The 22035-nt window shown below is 67.6% G+C and carries 20 protein-coding genes and 1 pseudogene; 3 read left to right on the top strand and 18 right to left on the bottom strand.

Annotation, left to right across the window (positions count from 1 at the left end):
- The first annotated feature begins 14 nt into the window (after positions 1-14).
- A complete protein-coding gene (locus FZ033_RS21935) occupies positions 15-1433 on the top strand; it encodes an RsmB/NOP family class I SAM-dependent RNA methyltransferase (protein ID WP_149578188.1) in 1419 nt (472 codons plus the stop codon).
- A 48-nt stretch (positions 1434-1481) separates the two neighbouring features.
- Here the strand turns inward: FZ033_RS21935 and FZ033_RS21930 are convergent, their stop codons facing one another.
- Both FZ033_RS21930 and FZ033_RS21925 read right to left on the bottom strand, forming a co-directional pair.
- On the bottom strand, positions 1482-3512 hold the full coding sequence (locus FZ033_RS21930) for a YgiQ family radical SAM protein (protein WP_149578209.1): 2031 nt from the start codon (positions 3510-3512) through the stop codon (positions 1482-1484).
- 273 nt (positions 3513-3785) lie between these two features.
- Entirely contained in the window at positions 3786-4100 is a 315-nt protein-coding gene (locus FZ033_RS21925) for a hypothetical protein (RefSeq protein ID WP_149578208.1), read from the bottom strand.
- A gap of 249 nt (positions 4101-4349) precedes the next feature.
- Between FZ033_RS21925 and cls the strand changes: the two genes are divergently transcribed.
- Positions 4350-5795: a cardiolipin synthase gene (gene cls, locus FZ033_RS21920; protein WP_149578187.1), complete on the top strand. Its 1446-nt coding sequence runs from the start codon at positions 4350-4352 to the stop codon at positions 5793-5795.
- A 44-nt stretch (positions 5796-5839) separates the two neighbouring features.
- Here cls and FZ033_RS21915 read toward each other — a convergent pair whose 3' ends face one another.
- The 6 genes and pseudogenes from FZ033_RS21915 to FZ033_RS21895 form a co-directional block, all read right to left on the bottom strand.
- Entirely contained in the window at positions 5840-6541 is a 702-nt protein-coding gene (locus tag FZ033_RS21915; RefSeq protein WP_149578186.1) for an ABC transporter ATP-binding protein, read from the bottom strand.
- Positions 6542-6574: 33 nt separating this feature from the next.
- Positions 6575-7333, bottom strand: coding sequence for an ABC transporter ATP-binding protein (locus FZ033_RS21910; protein WP_149578185.1), 759 nt, complete (start codon positions 7331-7333; stop codon positions 6575-6577).
- Positions 7300-8190, bottom strand: a complete 891-nt coding sequence (locus FZ033_RS24180; protein ID WP_232847610.1) for a branched-chain amino acid ABC transporter permease — start codon at positions 8188-8190, stop codon at positions 7300-7302. The genes FZ033_RS21910 and FZ033_RS24180 overlap by 34 nt, the downstream gene beginning before the upstream one ends.
- A 177-nt stretch (positions 8191-8367) precedes the next feature.
- Positions 8368-9276: pseudogene (locus FZ033_RS24420) on the bottom strand (branched-chain amino acid ABC transporter permease); the annotation flags it as partial.
- Positions 9277-9310: 34 nt separating this feature from the next.
- Positions 9311-10492, bottom strand: coding sequence for an ABC transporter substrate-binding protein (locus FZ033_RS21900; RefSeq protein WP_149578184.1), 1182 nt, complete (start codon positions 10490-10492; stop codon positions 9311-9313).
- A 123-nt stretch (positions 10493-10615) separates the two neighbouring features.
- Positions 10616-11437 (bottom strand): phytanoyl-CoA dioxygenase family protein, encoded by an 822-nt coding sequence (locus tag FZ033_RS21895; protein ID WP_149578183.1) that lies wholly within the window; start codon positions 11435-11437, stop codon positions 10616-10618.
- 201 nt (positions 11438-11638) lie between these two features.
- On the opposite strand from FZ033_RS21895, the gene FZ033_RS21890 reads away from it, so the two are divergent.
- Positions 11639-12346 carry a TetR/AcrR family transcriptional regulator gene (locus FZ033_RS21890; RefSeq protein ID WP_269149880.1) on the top strand — a complete coding sequence of 236 codons (708 nt, stop codon included), beginning with the start codon at positions 11639-11641 and terminating at the stop codon, positions 12344-12346.
- A gap of 296 nt (positions 12347-12642) precedes the next feature.
- Here FZ033_RS21890 and FZ033_RS21885 read toward each other — a convergent pair whose 3' ends face one another.
- The 10 genes from FZ033_RS21885 to FZ033_RS21840 all read right to left on the bottom strand — a co-directional run bounded on the left by FZ033_RS21885 (position 12643) and on the right by FZ033_RS21840 (position 21922).
- A complete protein-coding gene (locus tag FZ033_RS21885; RefSeq protein WP_408068505.1) occupies positions 12643-14091 on the bottom strand; it encodes an NAD-dependent succinate-semialdehyde dehydrogenase in 1449 nt (482 codons plus the stop codon).
- A 44-nt stretch (positions 14092-14135) separates the two neighbouring features.
- Positions 14136-14948: an aldolase/citrate lyase family protein gene (locus FZ033_RS21880; protein ID WP_149578180.1), complete on the bottom strand. Its 813-nt coding sequence runs from the start codon at positions 14946-14948 to the stop codon at positions 14136-14138.
- A gap of 9 nt (positions 14949-14957) precedes the next feature.
- Positions 14958-15761, bottom strand: a complete 804-nt coding sequence (gene hpaH / locus FZ033_RS21875) for a 2-oxo-hept-4-ene-1,7-dioate hydratase (RefSeq protein ID WP_149578207.1) — start codon at positions 15759-15761, stop codon at positions 14958-14960.
- Between the two features lie 22 nt (positions 15762-15783).
- Positions 15784-16170: a 5-carboxymethyl-2-hydroxymuconate Delta-isomerase gene (locus tag FZ033_RS21870; RefSeq protein ID WP_149578179.1), complete on the bottom strand. Its 387-nt coding sequence runs from the start codon at positions 16168-16170 to the stop codon at positions 15784-15786.
- 47 nt (positions 16171-16217) lie between these two features.
- Entirely contained in the window at positions 16218-17066 is an 849-nt protein-coding gene (gene hpaD, locus FZ033_RS21865; RefSeq protein ID WP_149578178.1) for a 3,4-dihydroxyphenylacetate 2,3-dioxygenase, read from the bottom strand.
- Positions 17067-17180: 114 nt separating this feature from the next.
- Positions 17181-18641 (bottom strand): 5-carboxymethyl-2-hydroxymuconate semialdehyde dehydrogenase, encoded by a 1461-nt coding sequence (hpaE, locus tag FZ033_RS21860; RefSeq protein WP_149578177.1) that lies wholly within the window; start codon positions 18639-18641, stop codon positions 17181-17183.
- A gap of 4 nt (positions 18642-18645) precedes the next feature.
- Positions 18646-19422, bottom strand: a complete 777-nt coding sequence (locus FZ033_RS21855) for a fumarylacetoacetate hydrolase family protein (RefSeq protein WP_149578176.1) — start codon at positions 19420-19422, stop codon at positions 18646-18648.
- Entirely contained in the window at positions 19419-20051 is a 633-nt protein-coding gene (locus tag FZ033_RS21850; RefSeq protein WP_149578175.1) for a fumarylacetoacetate hydrolase family protein, read from the bottom strand. Before FZ033_RS21850 ends, FZ033_RS21855 begins: the two co-directional genes overlap by 4 nt.
- An 18-nt stretch (positions 20052-20069) precedes the next feature.
- Positions 20070-21401 (bottom strand): TRAP transporter large permease, encoded by a 1332-nt coding sequence (locus FZ033_RS21845; RefSeq protein WP_149578174.1) that lies wholly within the window; start codon positions 21399-21401, stop codon positions 20070-20072.
- Entirely contained in the window at positions 21398-21922 is a 525-nt protein-coding gene (locus tag FZ033_RS21840) for a TRAP transporter small permease (protein WP_149578173.1), read from the bottom strand. The genes FZ033_RS21845 and FZ033_RS21840 overlap by 4 nt, the downstream gene beginning before the upstream one ends.
- Between the last annotated feature and the right edge of the window lie 113 nt (positions 21923-22035).

Here is a 22035-nt window from a genome sequence, read left to right as displayed (position 1 = left end):
AGGCGTGCGAATCAATGGTCAACGCCAGCGCCTTCATCTATGGTGCCGCGCCATTTTCCAGCCTGATCGTCTCTCCCGTGACTCCCGCCGCCCGTCTGCAAGCTACTCTCGAACTGATGCATGAAGTCGACAGTGTCGCGCGTCCCGCCGATGCTGTCGTCTCGGCGTGGTTTCGAGCCCACCGCCATATCGGCGACAGGGATCGCGGCCATATCTGTGATCTGCTCTACGCGCTACTGAGGCATCACGCACGAATAGTCTGGTGGTTGGCAAAACACGGGCGCCCGGACGTGCCGCGCAACCGGCTTTTGGCATGGCTTGCGCTCGATGGAGGCAAGACCTTGGGGGGCAACGCCTTGGGGGGCAGGACCTCGGGGAGCAAGACGCCGGACCAGGTCCATGGCCTGTTCACCGGTGGCAAGTTCGCGCCTGCCGCCTTGACGGATCGCGAGCGTGCGCTGCTGGTCAAATTGCAGGGCTGTACGATCGATCATCCGGCCATGCCGGACGAGGTGCGCTTTGAATGTCCGTCCTGGGCGGTCGAGCCCTTGCGGCGGCGTTTCGACGCCTCGTTCGGGCGCGAGATGGCCGCGCTTCTGACCCCCGCTCCGCTCGATCTGCGTGTCAATCCGGTCAAGTCCACGCGCGAGGTGATGCTGCGCGCGCTGCGCGATCTTGGCCTGAAGGCCGAGGCGTCTCCCCTGGCACCGTTCGGCATTCGCGTGCGGGAGCGTCCCTCGCTGGCCAGCCTGCCCATGCTGAAAAGCGGCGAGGTGGAGATTCAGGACGAGGGCTCGCAGCTAGTCGCCATGCTGGTCGACGCGCGGCCGGGCGAACGCGTGGTCGATTTCTGCGCCGGAGCCGGCGGCAAGACGCTGGCCATTGCCGCGCAGATGGCAAACAAGGGCCACGTCATTGCCTGCGATGTCTTGGACGGCCGCCTGAAGCGCGCCGCCGAGCGGTTCCGGCGCGCAGGCCTCCACAATATCGAGACCCGGCCCCTGGCTAGCGAAACCGATCGCTGGGTGAAGCGTCACAAGGGCAGTTTCGATCGCGTGCTGGTCGATGCGCCATGCAGCGGCACCGGGACGTGGCGGCGCAATCCGGATGCACGGTGGCGTCAGCAGGAAGCCGGGCTCGATCATCTCTTGCCGCTGCAGGCCCGTATTCTTGCAAGCGCCGCGCGGCTAGTGAAGCCCGGCGGACGGCTCGTCTACGCAACCTGCTCCATGCTGCCCGAGGAGAACGAGGCCCAGGTGGCCGCCTTCCTTGCGGCCTATCCCGCCTTTCATGTCACGCCGCTGCACGAGGCTGCGCCGCAGCTGACCGGTTCGGCGCATCCGGACCACTTGTCGCTGACGCCCGCGCGTCACGATACGGATGGCTTTTTTGCCGCTGTCCTGCAGCGCGAGTCCACGGCAACGCCCGAGTAAAAGTCGCCGCCGGGCGACGCGGAGAACCCCGCCTGCCTATGGGACCGTTTACTTGCGGATGGGAACGCCCTTGGTGGTGAAGCGCTGCGTCCCTCCGGTGCCGCGCACGGGTCGCCGCGTGCCGGCGGCCTTGCCTGTGCCGGGCGGCTGGTGGGCCGGCACCAACTGGTCGGGGCGCGGGCCGATCAGGTCGGCGCGGCCCATCTGCTTCAGCGCCTCGCGCAGCAGCGGCCAATTGTCGGGATCGTGGTAGCGCAGGAACGCCTTGTGCAGACGGCGCTGCCGCAGCCCCGTGACCGTCACCACCTTGTCGCTCCCCCCGTGCCGCACCCCACGCAGCGGATTGATGCCGGTATGGTACATGGCGGTGGCCGTGGCCATGGGAGAGGGCAGGAACGTCTGTACCTGATCGGCGCGATAGCGGTTCTTCTTGAGCCAGAGCGCGAGGTTCATCATGTCCTCGTCGGTCGTGCCCGGATGGGCGGCAATGAAATACGGAATGAGGTAATATTTCTTGCCCGCCTGCTTCACCGCGGCTTCGAACATCTCCTTGAAGCGGTCATAGGTACCGATGCCCGGCTTCATCATCTTGTCGAGGGGGCCGCGCTCGGTGTGCTCGGGCGCGATCTTCAGATAGCCGCCGACGTGATGGGTCACCAGCTCCTGGATATATTCGGGGCTCTTCACCGCTAGGTCATAGCGCACGCCGGACGCCACCATCACCTTCTTGACGCCCTCGGTCTCGCGCACCTTGCGATAGAGCCGGATCAGTTCGTCGTGGGAGGTGTTCAGGTTCGGGCAGATGTCGGGAAAGACGCACGACGGCAGCCGGCAGGCCGCCTCGATCTTCGGGTCCTTGCAGGCCATCCGGTACATGTTGGCGGTGGGCCCGCCGATGTCCGAGATCACGCCCGTGAACCCTGGTGTCTTGTCCCGGATCAGCTCGATCTCGCGCAGGATCGAGCCTTCCGAGCGGTTCTGGATGATGCGGCCCTCGTGCTCGGTGATGGAGCAGAAGGTGCAGCCGCCGAAGCAGCCGCGCATGATGGTCACCGAGAACTTGATCATGTCCCAGGCCGGGATCTTCGCATCGCCGTAGGCGGGATGCGGGGCGCGGGCATAGGGCAGGTCGTAGACCGCGTCCATCTCGTCGGAGGTCAGCGGGATCGGCGGCGGGTTCAGCCACAGGTCCCGGTCGCCGTGGCGCTGGACCAGCGGGCGCGCATTGCCGGGATTGCTCTCCCGGTGCAGCACGCGCGAGGCGCGGGCATAGGCTTCCTTGTCCTGTTCGACCTGCTCATAGGCCGGCAGCCGGATCACCACGTCGCCGGGGCGGCGGGCCGCTCCCTCATCGGCGGAATCGAGATCGTCGGCGTGCAGCTCGGTGTAAGTCTCCGGCACGCGGCGGAACAGCGCGACGCCCCTGATGGACTCCAGATCGCGCGGCGCCTCGCCTGCGGCGAGCCGGTTCGCCACCTCGACCACGGCGCGCTCGGCATTGCCATAGAGCAGCAGATCCGCCTTGGCGTCCGCCAGGATCGAGCGGCGCACCTTTTCGGACCAGTAGTCGTAATGGGCGATGCGGCGAAGCGAGGCCTCGATGCCGCCGAGCACGATCGGCACGTCCTTGTACGCCTCGCGGCAGCGTTGCGTGTAGACGATGGTACAGCGGTCCGGCCGCTTGCCGCCTTCGCCGCCGGCCGTATAGGCGTCGTCGTGGCGCAGCCGGCGGTCGGACGTGTAGCGGTTGACCATCGAATCCATGTTGCCGCCGGTGACGCCGAAGAACAGCTTGGGCTTGCCCAGCGCCTTGAACGGCTCCGCCGACTGCCAGTCTGGCTGCGCGATGATGCCGACCCGGAAGCCCTGGGCCTCCAGCAGCCTGCCGATGATGGCCATGCCGAAGCTTGGATGATCCACATAGGCGTCGCCGGTCACCAGCACGATGTCGCACGCGTCCCAGCCGAGCGCCGCCATCTCGGCACGGCTCATGGGCAGGAACGGCGCCGCCGTGCCGGACTGCGGCCGGTGGCGGGACAAGGAGCTCAAGGGTTTTGCGGCGTCGGCGTGGGTGTCCATGGCGTCCACGCATAAGGCTCCACCGCGGCGAATTCAACTCACCGTGCCTGGAGCCCTGGGGCTGTTGGCCCGATTGGCGCACGGACGACGCAATGGGCTTCCCGCTACGCTTGGTGGCCTCCTGCCTCCGCCAGGCGTCGGACGACGCGATCATCGCCGGACTGCAGTACCTTGCGAACAACGCGAAGCGTAGCTCCAGCCGAGGCTGGAGAATGGAGGAAAGGGGCCGCGTGTCCGTTGCGCCTTGTGAAGCCTTTCGCCTCAAAAGCCGCATTACTCCGGCGGGGAGGAGCCGATGGGCGCCGGCGCCGTTCCGGGCCGATGCAGCAGGGTCAGCGATAGGAATGCGCCGACCCAGGACCCCACCGCAGCGAAGACCACATACACCCAGTTCTCGGTGTAGCTGATCACGGCGAAGGACGAGAGCATGTACCAGACGCTCGACCAGTTGGCGGCGGAGAGCCGCTTGCGCGCCACCACGGCCGAGGTGAAGGCCACGTAGCAGGCATCTGTCGCCGCCGTGGCGACGAACACGCCGAGCGCGATGAGCGGATCGAGGGCGGAAAAGGCCGTGAGGATGTGCTGCATGGGAAGCCCAGGACGGGGGAGGACGGTCGGATGACCCGCGCCCTCCATCATGGCGCAGGCGCGGGCCTGGGCAATGGGCAGGTTGGCCGGACGTTTGTCGCCATGGTTGGCGCCTGCTTTGGCGATCGCCCGGCTCCGGCTTGCCCAGCTCATCGGGCCGCCTCGAAACGCGCCACCGCCGGGACGGCGTTCGCACGAGCGCCGAACGTGGTTTAATGCGGGCTGCTTCGTTCGAACGCGTGCCGCGACATGCCTGATTCCGCCGTCCTCGCCTGGATGCTGTTTGCCGCCCACGTGAGCCTCCAGCTTGTCTTCGTCGTCCGCGCGCTGCTGCGCCCCCACCGGGAACCCGCCTCGCGGTTCGCCTGGGTGCTGGTGATCGTCCTCGCGCCCGTGGTCGGCGTCCTGGCCTATATCCTGTTCGGCGAGGTCAATCTGGGGCGCAAGCCCATCGAACGGCTGCGCGCGGCGCTGAAGGCCCTGCCGCCCGCCCCGGATGTGGCCGGAGCCTCCGCCGAGGCGATGATCCCCGAACGCTGCGTGCCCCTGTTCCGGGTCGGCTATTCGGTGAACCACTTCGTGCCGGTCGCCGGCAACCGGGCGGTGCTGCTGCCCGATTCCGCGGCAGCCATCGCCGCCATGGTCGCGGACATCGATGCCGCGCGGCAGAGTGTGCATGTGCTGTTCTATATCTGGCTCGCCGACGAGAGCGGCCTGAAGGTGATGGAGGCGCTGAAACGCGCGGCCGCGCGCGGCGTGATCTGCCGGGCCATGGCCGATGATCTCGGCTCGCGGGCGCTGATCCGCTCCGCCCATTGGCGCGACATGGCTGCAAGCGGGGTGAGGCTGGCGGCGGCCCTGCCGGTGGGCAATCCCCTGCTGCGCCTCTTCAAGGGCCGGATCGACATGCGCAATCACCGCAAGATCGTGGTGATCGACAATGCCATCACCTATTGCGGCAGCCAGAATTGCGCCGACGCCGCCTTCGCGGTGAAGGCGCGGTTCGCGCCCTGGGTCGATGTGATGGCCCGCTTCGAAGGGCCGGTGGTGCGGCAGAACCAGTATCTGTTCGCCAGCAACTGGATGGCGCAGACCGACGAGGATCTCGCGCCCCTGTTCGCCGAGCCGCTGCCTGCGCCGGTGCAAGGCTTCGTGGCGCAGGTGATCGGCTCCGGCGCTGGCGTGCGCTATTCGGCCATGCCGGAGACGTTCGTCGCGCTGATGAACGCCGCCCGGCGCGAACTGGTGATCACCACACCCTATTACGTCCCGGACGAGCCGATCCAGGCCGCTTTGTGCGCCAGCGCCCGGCGCGGGGTGGCGACCACCATCGTCTTTCCCCGGCGCAACGATTCCTGGATCGTGGCGGCCGCCAGCCGCAGCTATTATCGCGACCTGCTGGAGGCGGGCGTCGAGATCCGCGAATATGTCGGCGGCCTGCTGCACGCCAAGACACTCACCCTCGACGGCGAGGTGACCCTGATCGGCTCCGCCAATATCGACCGTCGCAGCTTCGAGCTGAACGCGGAGAACAACATCCTCCTCCACGACGAAGCCTTCACCCGCGTGGTCCGGGCGCGCCAGCAGGTGTTCCTCGAGGCCGCAACACCGGTGACGAAGGCCCAGGTGGACGCCTGCAGCCCGGGGCGGCAGCTCTGGAACAATGCCATCGCCATGCTTGGTCCGGTCCTGTAGGCGCGCGGCCGGTTGGGACGGAAATTGCCTTAAGGCAGGATGCTTCAGGCGCTCAGGAAGCGGGCGCTGATGCCCTCGTCCGCGTCCAGCTCGCCGGAGGTGCCGGACCACACCACGCGGCCCTTCTCCAGGATCACGTGGCGATCGGCGAAGCGGCTCAGCATCCGGATGTTCTTGTCGATCACCAGCACCGATTGGCCATGGCTGCGGATCTTCTGCAGCGCGGCCCAGATCTGGGCGCGGATCTTCGGGGCGAGGCCTTCGGTGGCCTCGTCGAAGATGATGAGCCGCGGATTGGTCATCAGCGCGCGGCCGACGGCGAGCATCTGCTGCTCCCCTCCGGAGAGCAGTCCGGCGCCCCGTCGGGCCAGAGGCGCGAGGGCGGGGAAGAGGTCGTAGACGGCCTTCAGCGTCCAGGGCGAGGCGGCGCCGCCGCGGTTGGCGGCCGTGGCAATGAGATTTTCCTCCACCGTCAGGTTCGGAAACACTTGCCGGCCCTCGGGCACCAACGCGAGGCCAGCGCGTGCGATGCGGTGGGGCGGCAGGCCGGAGATGCGATCGCCGGCGAAGCGGATCTCGCCCTGGGTGAGCGGCAGCAGGCCCATGATGCTGTTGACCGTGGAGGTCTTGCCCATGCCGTTGCGCCCCATGAGGGTCACCACCTCCCCCTCGCAGATGGAGAGGTCGATCCCGAACAGCACGTGGCTCGATCCATAGGCCGCGCCCACCTGTCTCAGTTCAAGCATCGCATGACCTCTTGTGTCGCATGGTTCTACGCATCAGCCGGCGTCCGCGTCGTCGCCGAGATAGGCGAGCTGGACCCTGGGGTCGGCGCGCACCGCGTCGGGCGGGGCATCGGCGACCCGGGCGCCGGAGGCGAGCACGAACACCCGGTCCGCCAGCGCGAACACCGCGTCCATGTCGTGCTCCACCAGAAGGATGGTGAAGCGCCCCTTGAGCGAGGCGAGGAACGACACCATGCGTCGCGCCTCGGCGACGCCGAGCCCGGCCATGGGCTCGTCGAGCAGCAGCACGCGGGGCTTCGTCACCAGCGCCATGGCGATCTCCACGAGGCGCTTCTCGCCGTGGGACAGCTGGCCGGCGGGCCGGTGCGCCGCCTCGGCAAGGCCGATGCCGGCAAGTTCGGCCTCGGCGGCGGCCAGGAGGGCGGTCTCCGCCCGCACCGGACGCCAGAAGCCGAAGCTGTGCCCTGCATGGGCCTGGGCCGCAAGGGCCACGTTCTCGACCGCCGACAGATCCGGAAAGATGCTGGCGATCTGGAACGAGCGGGCGATGCCGAGCCGCGCCCGCGCATCGATGGGCAGGCGCGAGATGTCCCGCCCCTCGAAGCGTACCGTCCCGGCATCGGGGATGAGGGCGCCGGAGAGCAGGTTCACGAAGGTGGTCTTGCCGGCGCCGTTGGGGCCGATGACTGCCACGAGCTCTCCGGGGGCGAGGGCGAAGTCGACCCGGTCGACCGCGTTCAGCCCGCCGAAGCGCTTCATCACGCCTTGGGTTTCAAGAAGGGCCGGGCCCATCGCATCGCTCCCCTTGGTTCTTCGGCCTCGGCCCGCCCCGGCGTCGCCGCGAACAGGGCGGCAAGGCCGCCCCGGCCGAGGAAGACGACCAGGATCAGCAGCCCGCCGAAGGCGAGGCGCCAGTGGATGGTGAGATCGGAAAGATATTTCTCGAGCCCGAGATAGGCGAGCGCGCCCACGACGGGCCCCAGCGGTGTCGCAAGCCCGCCCGCGACCACCATGATCATCAGCTCCGCCGAGCGCGTCCAATCCATGAACTGGGGACCAACGAACTCGGCCGCATTGGCAAGCAGCGCGCCGGCAAGCCCGCACACCGCCGCCGAGATGACGCAGGCCGCGAGCTTGTAGCGGAAGGTGGGGAAGCCGACCGCCTGCATCCGCCGCTCGTTGACCCGAATGCCCCGCAGCACCTGCCCGAAGCGTGCGCCGGACAGGCGTGCGTAGAGGCCGGTGAGGAGGGCGAGCAGCGCCAGCACCAGATAATAGAACTGGTCGCTCTCATAGAGGTCGATCAGCCCCGCGAAGGTGCTGCGGACGGCAAGGTGCATGCCGTCGTCGCCGCCGTAGTCGTAGAGGCTGGAGGCGCCGTAATACATCATCTGCGCGAAGGCGAGGGTGATCATGATGAAGAAGGTGCCCGAGGTGCGCAGCGCCACCACGGAAAGCCCCGCCGCCACCGCTGCCGAGACCAGCATGGCGAGCGGCCACTGGATGAAGCCGCTCTCGATGCCCGCATCGGCGAGGATGCCCACCGCATAGGCCCCGAGGCCGAGATAGAGCGCGTGTCCGAAGCTCACGAGGCCCGCCTGGCCCAGGATGAGGTCGAGGCTCAGGGCGGCGATGGCGAAGATCAGCATTCGCGTGCCGAGATCCACCCAGAAGGGGGCGCCGGCCATGTGGGCGATGACCGGGAGCAGCAGCAGCGCTCCGCCCAGCAGGCCCAGCGCCGGCACCCGCCAGCGGGCCAGCGGGCCGCCCGTGGTGCGGTGCGGCTCCGGCGCCGTGGCGACGGCATCGGGACGCTTGAGGCCGGTGGCGGGCACGAGCCCCTCGGGGCGGAAGAACAGCACCACCGCCATGAGGATATAGATCAGCATGGAGGCGAGCGCCGGGGCCACGGTGTTGGCCGCCACCGGTGGCAGCACCAGCCCGACGAGGCTCTTCAGGTAGGCCCGCCCCATCGTGTCGATGACCCCCACCAGCAGGGCCGCGACGAACGCCCCCTTCACCGAGCCCATGCCGCCCACCACAAGGACCACCAGGGCGAGGATGAGGATGTTGTCGCCCATGCCGGGATAGACGGTGAGGATGGGGGCGGCGATGAAGCCGGCAAGGCCGGCGAGCGCCGCGCCGATGGCGAAAACCACGGCAAAGACCGCGCCGATGTTCACCCCGAGCACGCTCGCCATGGTACGGTTGCTGGCGCCGGCTCGGATGAGCATGCCGGTGCGGGTGCGGGCGATAAGGACATAGAGCGCCGCCGCGATGGCCAGCCCCGCTGCAATGATGGCGAGGCGGTAGGCGGGGTAGGGCGCCCCCGGGATCAGCTCCACAGTGCCCGTCAGGATGGCGGGCACGGGGGCGTGGAGCGGCTCCGGGCCGAAGACCATGCGCGTCGCCTCGTTGAACACATAGACGAGGCCCACCGTGCACAGCACCTGGTCGAGATGGTCGCGCCGGTAGAGGTGACGGATGACGAGATGCTCCATCACCAGGCCGACGCCGAAGGTCGCCACCCCCGACAGGAGGAAGCCGGCGACGAACGAGCCGGTCCACAGGGCGAAGGTGACGCCCAGATAGGCGCCCAGCATGAAGAGCGAACCGTGCGCGAGGTTCACGAGGTTCATGATGCCGAAGGTGAGCGTGAGCCCCGCCGCCATCAGGAACAGGATGATGCCGAGCTGCAGCCCGTTGAGGAGCTGCTCCACGAACAGGAGATGCATGTGCGGGGCGCCTTTCGTCAGATGCGCAACGGACCTACTTGCCGAGCGGGCACTCCTGGGAATAGGCGTCCTTGGCGTCGCTCATGATCTTCTCGACCGTGCGGGTCACGAGCACGCCGTCCTTGCCCTTCACCACCTCGCGCACATAGTAATCCTCGATGGGGAAGTGGTTGGTGTTGTAGGAGAACTTGCCGCGGTTGGAGGCGAAGTCCGCCTTCTCCAGGGCCTTGCGGATGTCGTCCTTGCGGCTCATGTCGCCGCCCACCGCCTGCACCGCGCTGCCGATCAGAAGAATGGAATCATAGGCGTGCGCGGCGTAGTCGTTGGGCAGGAAGCCGTTCTTCTGCTTGAAGTCGGCGACGAAGCGGGCGTTCGCCGGGTTGGGCAAATCGATGCTCCACACATTGCCGGAGCGCACGCCGATGGCGTCGTCGCCGACGGCGGGAAGCGTCGCCTGGTCCACGGTCCAGACCGTGTAGAGCGGCACCGACCTGGTGAGCCCAGCCTGGGCATATTGCTTCACATACTGGACGCCCATGTCTCCGGGATAGAAGATGAAGGTGGCTTCGGGCGTGGTCGTGCGCAGGGCGGATAGCTCGGCGGCAAAGTCCACCTGGCCGAAGCGGGTGTAGACCTCTCCGACCAGCTCGCCCTTGAAGTGGCGCTTGAAGCCGGAGACCATGTCCTTGCCGGCCTGGTTGTTCACCGTCATCACATAGACGCGCTTGACGCCCTGCTTCTCCAGATAGGCGCCGAGAGCCTCCGCCTGCTGGTCGTTCTGCGAGGAGACGTTGAAGAAGTTCGCCGAGCAGGACTTGCCCGCGATGGGCGCGGGCCCGGAGATGGGGGAGATGACGAAGGCGTCGGTGCGCGCGAGGCCGCCGTGAACCGCCATCATCTCCGAGGAGAACAGCGGGCCGACCAGGAACTCCACCTTCTTCGACTTCACCATCTCGTCGGCGAGCTGCTTGGCCACATCCGCCTTGCCCTGGCTGTCGCCCCACACGAACTCCACCTCCTGGCCGCCGAGCTTGCCGCCCTGGTGGACGATTGCGAGATCGATGGCCGCCTGCATCTGTTTGGCGAGGACCGCGCCCACCCCGGTCTGGGGCAGGATGACGCCGACCTTCACCGGATCAGCGAGGGCCGTCGTGGCGAGGACAGGGGTGGCGAGAAGGAGGCAGAGGGCTGTGCTGAGGCGGACGGCGGCTTGCATGGAATGCGCTCTCGGTTCGAAGGGGGCAGAAGGCTGAGGCAGCGTCCAGATGGGGTCCCGAGGCCGGCGGCGGGGCTTCCACGCGGAGGAGGGGCCTGGCGCCGGACGGTGCCGCGCGGGAGCTCAGGCGATGCGGGCCGACTGCCTGGTGGTGGCCTCGTCGCGATAGGTGGCCCAGACGCTCTCCATGAAGGCGAGGCTGTCGGGGTCGAGGTCGAACTTCGGCTCGGGGTCCTTGTCCCAGTGGCCGTGGCGGTCCTCGCCGGCCACCAGCAGCGCGGAGCGGCGACCCAGCGTCGAGCGTGCATGGGCCGGCATGTAGAAGAAGGCGATGCCGATGCGCCGGTCGTCGGACATGTTGGCGGGCGAGCCGTGGACGGTGCGCTCGTGATGCATGGAGAACTCGCCCGGCTCCAGCGGCATCTCCACCGCCAGGCTCTCGTCCACCGTCACTTTCTGGCCGCGGGCCAGAAGGTTGTGGGTATCGTAGGTCTCCTCGTGCACGAGGTCCGGCCCGCGATGACTCCGCGGGATCACCTTCATGCAGCCGCTGAGGGCGTTGGCCCGCGACAGGGCGAGCCACACGGTGACCTCTTCATGAGGGTCGAGGCCGTAGTAGGCGGAATCCTGGTGCCAGGAGACGAAGCGCGGATCGCGCGCATTCTTGGCGAAGGCGGAGCAGCCGAAGAGCAGCACGTCCGGGCCGATGATGTCCTGCACGGCGGAGACGATGCGCGGGTGGCGCGCCAGATCGACCAGCCAGGGGAAGGCGAGATGCGCCTTGATCTTCAGGCGCTTATTGACTTCTTCTCCGGTTTTTTGCTCGAAGTCTTCGATCCTGCGGCGATAGAGCTGCGCCTCGTCGGCGCTGATGGCGCGGACGGGGCAGAGATAGCCCTCGTCCTCGAAGTGGGCGACCTGGGCCGGGGAAAGCACACCTGTCATCACGAAATCCCTTGGGGCTGGAGGGTTTCTGCCTGGTCGGACGGTCACTGGCGAGGGCAGGCCGCAGCGCGGCTTCAGCCCTCTTTCGCTCTCCGGATTTCCGATAAAAGCGACACTGTGTAGTTTTAATCGTGGCGGCGGATTGTCAAGCAGAGCGGCTGGCGATAATCTGGGCATAATCTTCCATTTGGGCGGCAAATTTTGAGCAATACCAAATCAACTCAGCGCCGCCGCGGTCGCCCGCAAGGTGACGAAGTCAAGATCGCAATCCTGAAGGCCGCAAACGAGTTGCTGGAAGAGCAAGGTCTTTCCGGCTTCACCATCGATGCGGTGGCCACCCGCTCCGGCGCGGCGCGCTCGTCCATCTATCGCTGGTGGCCCAATCGCGGCGCCCTGGCCATTGCCGGTTTCCTGGCGGAGACTGCTCAAAAGATCGCCTATCCCGCCACCGGCTCGGCGGTGGCGGACATCAAGAGCCAGCTCATGCGGGTGGCCGAGGTGTACGGGCAGAAGGTGGGGCGCACCATTTCCGCTCTGGTGGCCCAGGGCCAGAGCGATCCGGAGGCGCTCAAGGCGCTGCTTGAAGGCTACGTGCTGCCCCGCCGCGACGAGGCGAAGAAGGTGTTGGCGCGCGGCGTGGCCAATGGGGAGCTGCGGGCGGGCATCGATTTCGACGTGGTCATCGATGCGCTCTACGGCCCCATCTGGTATCGCATCCTGGTACCGCATGCACCGCTCAGCCGCGAATGGGCGGCGGCACTCGCCGACCATGTGTTCGGCGGGCTCATGGCGTCACCGGCGGCGCCGGAAGGGGTGGTCGATGCCGCCGGGGCCGCCGCGCCTCCGCCGGCCCGGCGGCGGGCAGCGCGCCGGGCCGTCCCCCAAAATCCCCCCTCCCGGGGTAGCTGACACTTGTGCATCAGTTCCTGCCGAGGCGTCTGGAAACGCTGTCCAAGGGTCCTTCGTGCCGGGCGATCAAGGTCGTCCACGCCGCACTGGTCGAGAGCTGCTGTGCTTGCAGAATGCACGGGGTGCCCCTCAAAGGTCGCGAAGCAAGGGAAAATCGTTTCCCTCGCCCAGGTCTTCGCGAAAGGGGCGGTCTCTAGAGCGTTTTCCGCTCGCCTTGGCTCACCGCAATCGATCTCGCTTCTTGTGTTGACGCGGTTTCTTCATGCGAACCGGTATCCATTTCGCTCGAAAACACTCTAGATGCCGCCCATGGCAAGATATTTGATCTCCAGATACTCCTCGATGCCGTGGCTCGATCCCTCTCGGCCGAGGCCGGACTGCTTGACGCCGCCGAAGGGCGCAACCGATGTCGAGATCACCCCGGTGTTGATGCCGACCATGCCGTAGTCCAGCCGGGACGAGACCCGCCACACCCGCCCTATGTCGCGGGCGTAGAAATAGGCGGCAAGGCCGTATTCGGTGTCATTGGCGATGCGGATGGCCTCATCCTCGTCGGCAAAGCGCAACAGCGGCGCCACCGGGCCGAAGATCTCCTCGCGGGCGAGGCGCATCTGCGGCGTCACGTCAAGCAGGATGGATGGCGCATACCAGTTGCCGCCGGGCGCCTCGCCGCCAACCGCCACCTTCGCCCCGTGCGCGACGGCGTCGGCCACCAGTTCCTTGACCTTCGCCACGGCCTCCCCGTCGATCAGCGGCCCCTGGGTCACACCCTCCTCGAAGCCGTTGCCCATGGTGAGGTCGGCGACCGCGCGGGCGAGCTTTTCGGCGAATGCTCCATAGACGGCGTCCTGCACCAGGATGCGGTTGGTGCACACGCAGGTCTGCCCGGCATTGCGATATTTGGAGATGATGGCACCGGCGACGGCGGCGTCGAGGTCGGCATCGTCGAACACGATGAAGGGGGCGTTGCCGCCCAGTTCCAGCGAGAGCTTCTTGATGGTCGGCGCGCATTGGCGCATCAGCAGGCGGCCGATCTCGGTAGAGCCGGTGAAGGTGAGCTTGCGCACCACCGGGCTGGACGTGAGGGCGCCGCCGATGGCAACAGGATCGCCGGTGACCACGTTGAAGACACCCGCCGGCACCCCCGCCTGTTCCGCCAACGCGGCCAGGGCCAGGGCGGAAAGCGGGGTCTGCTCGGCCGGCTTCAGCACCATGGTGCAGCCGGCGGCCAAAGCGGGTCCCACCTTGCGGGTGATCATGGCCGCCGGGAAGTTCCAGGGCGTAATCGCCGCGCATACGCCCACCGGCTCCCTGGTCACCACGATGCGGGTGGCCGGGAAGGGCGAGGGGATGACCTCGCCGCAGACGCGCTTGCCCTCCTCGGCGAACCATTCCAGGAAGGAGGCGGCATAGGCGATCTCGCCGCGTGCCTCCGCCAGCGGCTTGCCCTGCTCTGCGGTGAGCAGGCGGGCGAGGTCCTCCTGGTGCGCCATCATCAGCTCGAACCAGCGCTTCAGGATCAGGCTGCGCTCGGCGGCGGAGGTGGCCCGCCACGGGTCGAGGGCGCGGTCCGCCGCGGCGATGGCGCGCGCGGTCTCCGCAGCGCCGCACAGGGGCACCCGGGCGATGGCTACCCCGGTGGCCGGATCCGCCACGGCAAGCGTGCGGCCGTCATCGGCGGCGACCCAGGTGCCGTCGATGAAGCAGGCCTCGCGCAGCAGGGAGGCGGTGGTGAGCTGAAACATCATCGGGCCTTTCACTGCGGCCGGGCGTGACGGGCCCGGAGCGTTCAATAGGCGGCGCCGGCGACGGCGCGGGTGGTGTCGTTGAAGGACTGGGCGAGGCGCACCGCGGCATTGCGCAGGAGCAGGGTGTCCACGCCCACGGCAGCGAAGCGCGCTCCCTTGGCGCAATAGGCCCGCGCCGCCTCCGGATCGGTGGCGAACACCCCCGCCGCCTTGCCGGTGGCGGCGATGCGCGCGAGGGCATCGCCCACCGTCGCCACCACGTCGGGATGGCCCGGCCGGCCGAGATGGCCGAGGGAGGCGGCCAGGTCGGAGGGGCCGACGAAGATGCCGTCGACCCCCTCCACCGCGGCTATGTCCTCGATGGCGTCGAGGCCGGCGCGGCTCTCCACCTGCAGGGTCAGGCAGATCTCGCCGTCGGCCTCGGCGAAGTAATCGGTCACGCCGTTCCAGTGGGCGGCGCGGGCGAGCGCGGTGCCGACGCCGCGGATGCCGGCCGGCGGATAGCGGGTGGCGCGGACCAGCGCCCTGGCCTGTTCCCCGGTTTCCACCATGGGCACGAGGAAGCTCTGCACGCCGATATCGAGGAGCTTCTTGATGGCGGCCGGATCGTGGTTGGCGGTACGCACCACGGGCGCCACCGGATAGGCGGCGAGGGCCTGGAGCTGGGCCAGCGTGGTGGCGAGGTCGTTGGGGCCGTGCTCGTTGTCGATCAGCAGCCAGTCGAAGCCGGCATCGGCCACGATCTCGGCGCTGATCGCGTGGGCGAGGCCGAGGAACAGGCCGAATTGCGGCTTCACCTCAGCTCCCGCTGGCGCAAGCAAAGCCTGCTTGAAGGTGTTCCTGTGCAATTTCATGGTGCGTCCTCAGCTGAAGCGGCAGGCGATGGACCCGAGCGGGCCGTAGTCCACGTGGAAGGTGTCGCCCGCGCGCACTGCCACCGGCCGGGTGAAGGAGCCGGCGAGGATCACTTGCCCGGCCTCCAGCGCGACGCCGTGGGGCGCGAACTTCCGGGCCAGCCAGACGATGCCGTTGGCGGGATGGTTGAGCACGCCGGCGGCGACCCCGGTCTCCTCGATGACGCTGTTGCGGTAGAGCAGCGCGGAGACCCAGCGCAGATCGGTATCCATGGGCTTGATGGCGCGCCCGCCCATGACGATGCCGGCGTTGGCCGCATTGTCGGAGATGGTGTCCATCACCTTGCGTGGCCGCTTGGTCTCGGGATCCACGCGGTGGCAGCGGGCATCGATGATCTCGATGGCCGGGATCACATAGTCCGTCGCCGAGAGCACGTCGAACACGGTCACGTCCTCGCCTTCGAGGCGGTCCTTGAGGATGAACGCCAGCTCCACCTCCACCATTGGCGCGATGAAGCGGGCAAGCGGGATGTCGGCGCCCTCACCGTAGAACATGTCGTCGAGCAGCGTGCCGTAATCCGGCTCGCTGATCTGCGACGACTGCTGCATGGCGCGGGAGGTGAGGCCGATCTTGTGCCCCTTCACGCTCCGCCCTTCGGACAGCTTCAGGCGGATGCCTTCCCGTTGCACTTCATAGGCATCGGCGATGGTGATCTGCGGGTGATCGAGGGACGGCGCGCGCACCTGCTCGCGGGTCTTCTCCGCCTGGTGCAGGCGCTGGGCGATGGCGGTGATGTCGTCGGGTCGCAGCATGGCAGTGAGTTCCGGTGCGAGGTCACGCCACGCGATATCGGGCATGAATGTTGTTGAGCTTCCAGGTGCCGGCTTCGGAGAATTCCTCGAGTTCCAGCGACAAGGCGAGGCCGCGCCGGCCAAAGATCTCGGCGAAGTGCGCCTTCATCATCGCGAAAAGGTCGTCGCCGGTCTTCTGGCGCTGCTCGGCGGTGCGACCGGCGCCGATCTTGACGCTGGCGTGTACGAAGGCGTCGTCGGCGGTGCCGTCGGCGACGCAATAGTCGGCAAGCTCGATGGCGCGCGAGCGGATGCCCCCGATGGGGTAGACGCCTTGCGCGATCATCACCGCATTGGCCTTGCGCAGCAGGCCGGCGATGTCGCCTTCCGCGCGCAGGTTGGCAGTATATTCGAAGATGAGATGAGGCATCGGGCGGCTCTCGCGGGTTGGCTCGGAGCGGGCGGCAGTGGTGCTGCTCAGACCGGGAAGATGGCGTTGATCTGGCCAGTGCCGGAGGAGGGGAAGAAGGGCGTCACCACTTCCACCTTGCCCTTGTAGGCATCCCAGCCGAGGGCGCCGAGCAGCATGGCCGTGTCGTGCATGAAGCCCTCGCCGTGGCACTTGTCGGCATATTCGGGAAGCATCCCGCAGAAAGTCGCCCACTCGCCGCGCTCCCACATGCCCACCACCTCGTGGTCGGTGGCCTCCAGGAACGGGCTCCACATCTTGTGCATGAACTCTTCGGCGACGCCGTTCTGGGCAAAGCGGTGGGACAGGGAGCCGGAGGCCAGGAACGCGACGGAGCCGTCGTAATTCTCCTCCACCGCCTTGCGCATGGCGGCGCCGAGCTTGGCGGAATCGGCGAGGTTGTGCACCGTGCAGAGCGCCGACACCGAGACCACCTTGAAGTGCTGGTCCGCGTTCATGTAGCGCATGGGCACCAGCGTGCCGTATTCCAGCGCGAGCGTGGTGGCGTCATGGGCCCGGGTGAACACCCCTCCGGCGGTGGCTCCTTCCGCGAGGATCTTGCCGAGCTCCGGATTGCCCGGATAGGCATACGGCATGTTCCGGATGAAGTGCGGCAGCTCGTTGCTGGTGTAGACACCCTCGAAATGCGGCGCGCAATTCACGTGATAGCCGGAATTCACCAGCCAGTGGGTATCGAACACCACGATGGTGTCCACCCCCAGCGCGCGGCAGCGCCGGCCGATCTCGACATGGCCGTCGATGGCAGATTTCCGGCAGTCCTTGTGCGGCCCGTCCATCTCCGACAGGTACATGGACGGCACGTGGGTGATCTTGGCGGCGAGTGCGAGTTTGCCCATGGATTTTTCCTCTTCTTGTGTTGGCCTGCCAAGAACTGGCAGGGGGTCTTGTGGTCACGCGCGGCACAACGTGCTCTGGGGTAAGGGACTCAAGGCCGCCGGGTCCGGCCGGCCTCAGGAGCCCCAACGCGGGATCGGGTGGCTGCCGTAGGAGACGGCCACGTTCTTCGGCTCGCAGAATACCTCGTAGCTGTAGTGGTTGCCCTCGCGGCCGACGCCTGAGCCCTTGGTGCCGCCGAACGGCTGGCGCAGGTCGCGGACGTTCTGGCTGTTCACGAAAGTCATGCCGGCCTCGATCGCCTTGGCCATGCGCAGCACGCGTCCGGTATTTTCGGTCCATAGATACGAGGACAGGCCGTAGGCGGTGTCGTTGGCGATGGAGATGGCCTCCTCCTCGGTGGCGAAGGGGATGAGGCACGGCACCGGGCCGAAGATCTCGTCCTGGGCGATCTTCATCTTGTTGTCGACGTCGGCGAACACCGTGGGCTCCACCCAGTTGCCGCCGGCAAGATGGGCCGCAACCTGCGGGGTGCCGCCGCCGAGCACGAGGCGCGCGCCCTCTTCCTGGCCGATGCCGATATAGCGCAACACCTTCTCGCGGTGGGCAGGCGAGATCATCGGCCCGATGATGGTTTCGGGATCGAGTGGATCGCCCACCTTCAGGCGGGCCGCGCGGGCCGTGAAGTCGGCGACGAAGCGCTCGTAGATGGTCTTCTGCACCAGGATCCGGCTGCCCGCGGTGCAGCGCTCGCCGTTGTTGGAGAAGATCATGAAAAGCGCCGCATCGAGCGCGCGGTCGTAGTCGGCGTCGTCGAAGATGACGAAGGGCGACTTTCCGCCCAGCTCCATGGAGAACTTCTTGAGCCCCGCGGAACGCACGATGCGGTCGCCGGTGGCGGTGGAGCCGGTGAAGGAGATGGCACGAACGTCCTTGTGGCTCACCAGGGCCTCACCGGCGCTATGGCCGTAGCCGTGCACCAGGTTGAACACGCCCGGCGGGATGCCGGCTTCCAGCACCAGCTTGCCGAGATAGTTCGCAGTGAGCGGGGAGAGCTCCGACATCTTCATCACCGCCGTGTTGCCGAAGGCGAGGCACGGCGCGGTCTTCCAGGTTGCCGTCATGAACGGCACGTTCCACGGCGAGATGAGGGCGACCACCCCCACCGGCTGCCACAGGGTATAGTTGAGGTGGCCGGTATCGGAATCGTAGGTCTCGCCGTGCTGGTGCTGGATGAACTCGGAGAAATAATAGAAATTGTCCGCGGCACGCGGGATCAGCGCCTTCCTGGTCTGGCCGATCACCTGCCCGCAATCCCGCGTCTCCAGCTCGGAGATCTCCGGCACATGGGCGGCGATGAGGTCGCCGAGGCGGCGCAGCAGGCGGGCGCGTTCCTTCACCGGCGTCGCCGCCCAGCCGGGGAAGGCGGCCTTCGCGGCCGCGACCGCGGCGTCCACCTCGGCCTGCCCGCCGCTCGCTACCTCGGCGAGAACCTGCCCGGTGGCCGGGTTGATGGTCTCGAAGGTGGCGGCGCTGGCGACATCGCGGCCGCCGATGAGATGCTGCACCGTGTTCATGGCTTCACGCTCCCTGGGCGCTGCCGGCGGACCAGTCAGCGTCATCGATGATGGTGTTGACGAGGCAGCCGATGCCCTCGATCTCAGTCTCGACCCGGTCGCCGGGCCTGACGTCGGCGAGGCCCTCCGGTGTGCCGGTGAGGATCACGTCGCCCGGCGAAAGCGTCATGAACGAGGACAGGTAGGCGATGAGCGTCGGCACGTTGAAGATCATGTCCGCCGTCGTGCCCTCCTGGGTGGTGACGCCGTTCACGCGGGTGGTGAGGCGCAGGGCGTGCGGATCGGGCACGTCCGCGGCGTCCACCAGGAACGGGCCGAGCGGGGTCAGCCCATCGCGGTTCTTCACCCGCAGGTTTGGCCGATACCAGTTCTCCAGATAGTCGCGGATGGCATAGTCGTTGGCCACCGTGTAGCCGGCCACATGGGCGTAGGCGTCGTCCTTGGCGATGCGGGTGCCGGCCTTGCCGATCACCACCGCCAGCTCGCACTCGTAATGCATGTAGGCCACGTCCGCCGGGCGGCGGCTGAAGCTGCAGTGCCCGGTGAAGGCGTTGGGGCCCTTCAGGAACACCAGCGGCGCCTCCGGCGCCTTGAAGGCCAGCTCCCGGGCGTGGTCGGCATAATTGAGGCCGAGGGCGAACACCGTGCGCGGCGCCACCGGCGGCAGCCAGACCACCTGATCCTGCGCGACGATGCGGCCGTCGGCGAGGCGCAGTGCGTCGGCACCGTGAGGGGCGGCGTCGTGGATGGCGCCCTGCCAGGCGATGCGGGCCCGCTTCATTGCGCCGTCTCCTGCGCCAGGGTGAAGCCGAGGGTGCCGAGCACGCCACCCTCGATGCGCACGTGCTGGCCGAGGCCGGCCGTGGGCGCGAGATATTCGACCCCCGTCAGGAGGACATCGCCGGTGTGGAGCGTCATGAATTCCGTTACGTCGGCCAGCAGGCGGGGAACGTCGCGGATCAGGTCGGAGAGTTTGCGCACGCCGACCGGAGCGTCGTCGATGAAGGTCCTGAGCACGAAGGCCGCGGGATCGCCCGCCTCCGCCACCGGCACCACGCGGGAGGCTACCGGCAGCGCGCCGTCGAAGCATTTCTCGCGGATGGCAGGCCGGTAGTAGCTGGCATGGGGCAGGCTGAGGTCGGCCACCAGCACGTAGCCGGCGACCACCTTCAGGGCCTCGGCCGCGTCGAGCCGCGCCGCCGGCGCGCCGATGACGATGCCGACGCTCGCCCCCACCTCCGCCGCGGTCTCGCCCGCCGGCAGCCGCACGGCGCTGCCGTCGGCTGCAACGGTATTGGCGGGCTTGATGTAGAGCACCGGGGCCTTCGGCGCGCCCTTGTAGGGGGCCGCGTCGAGCGGTCCGATCCTTTCGAGCGAGGCGGTGTCGTTGAGGATGACGCCGTAATACATGAAGTCTCTCCTGCGCCCTCAGGCGTGCGGCAACCGCACGAGGAACAGCGGAATGGCGGGGAACAGCACCAGCAGCACGATCCGGGCAAAGTCGGAGGCGAGGAAGGGCATCACGCCCAAGGCCGTCTCCCGCATGGGAACCCCCTTGGCGAGCTTGTTGATAATGTAGAGGTTCATGCCCACCGGCGGATGGACGAGGCCGATCTCCACCACCATCAGCACCAGGATGCCGAACCACACCGACTTGTCGGTCGCCGACATGCCGTAGAAGTCGAGGCCCATGATCACCGGATAGAAGATGGGGACGGTGAGGAAGAGCATCGCCAGCGAGTCCATCACGCATCCGAGCAGGATGTAGATGCCGAGGATGCAGGCCAGCACCAGCAGCGGCGGCAGGCCCGAATGCTTCACCCAGTCGGCAAGCTCCACCGGAAGCTGGGAGAGGGCGAGCCCGGAGTTGAGCAGGTCCGCGCCGAGCAGCACCAGGAAGATCATCGCGGTGGCGATGGCGGTGCGGTAGATGCTGGTCAGCAGCTGTGGCAGCCGCAGCCCGCCGGTGACGAGGGCGATCAGCCCGGTGCCTGCGGCGCCGATGGAGGTGGCCTCGGTCGGGCTCGCCCAGCCGCCATAGATGCCGACGACGATGACGAGGAACAGGCCGACCACGGGCAGGACCCGGAACTGGGCCTCGATGCGCTCGCGCCAGCTGGCCTTGGCGCTGGCTGGACCGGCGTCGGGATCGCGGGAGACGATGATGCGGATCACCAGCAGGTAGCCGCACAGGGCGATGATGCCGGGAATGACGGCCGCCGCGAACAGCTTGCCGATGGATTCCTGGGTCAGCACCGCATAGACCACCAGCGGCACCGAGGGCGGCACCAGGATGCCGAGGGTTCCGGAAGCGGCGAGGGTCGCGGTGGCGAGGCGCCCGGAATAGCCCTTCTGCAACAGTTCGGGCAACGCCACCTGACCCATGGTGGCGGCGGTGGCGAGCGATGAGCCGCTGATGGCGCCAAAGCCGATGCAGGCGAGCGAGCTCGACATGGCAAGTCCACCGCGCCAGTGGCCGATCAGCGAGCCTGCGGCACGGAACAGGGAGCGCGACAGGCCGCCATGGGTGGCGAACTGGCCCATCAGCATGCACAGGGGAATGACCGAGAGATTGTAGTTGGACAGGCGCGCATAGGCGAGGTCGTTCAGGGTGAACAGCCAGGCGTTGAGATTGCCCTGGTTCATCACGAGATAGATGGCCGAGCCCGCGGTGAACATGGCGATGCCGATGTGGATCCGCAGGGCCATGAGGACCAGCATGAAGCCGAACCCGGCAAGGCCGATGGTGATGCCGCTCATGACGCAGCGCTCCGGGAGGTGAGGCAGTCGACCGCGCGGTCAAGGCTGCAGATGGCGGTCAAGGCAAGGGACGGAACGAGGCAGGCCACGGGGATCCAGACGGCGATGTTCCGCATCACCGTTACTTCTCCGGCCTCGTGAAGTTCATGGGCCTGGACGGCGCTGCGCCAGGCGAGCAACGCCATGGCGGCTGCCAGCATGACATTGGCGAGGGCGTCGAGGCCGGCGCGCAGCCGTGGCGAGAGGCCTTCGGTGAAGAACTCCACCCGCAGATGCTCGTTCTTCATGGTGCAGTAGGGGAAGAAGGCGGCGGCGGCGATGCCGGTCCCCATCTGCAGCAGCTCGATGTCGCCATTCACCGGCGCGCTCCAGAGCTTGCGCCCGACAATGGAGACGATCGACAAGCCGACCATGGCGATGAACAGCGCACCGCCGGACAAGGCGAACACCTCGCTCAGCCGCAGCAGGGCGCGGCTGTGGCCGAGAAGCGGAACCTCGCTAGCCTCCTTCGGAGCGGACATCTAGACCTCCCTGATCTTTCGGCCGCGATCTTCGCCGCCACGGGCGTCGTCGCGTTCGCCGGTTGTCTCGACAGATGGTCGAGGGTGAGCGGCGGAGACGGGCTCCGCCGCGG

The organism is Xanthobacter oligotrophicus (genome assembly GCF_008364685.1).
Classification (GTDB): domain Bacteria; phylum Pseudomonadota; class Alphaproteobacteria; order Rhizobiales; family Xanthobacteraceae; genus Xanthobacter; species Xanthobacter oligotrophicus.
Note: the sequence above shows the minus strand (reverse complement) of the source record. Positions and strands in the feature narration are given on the sequence as shown.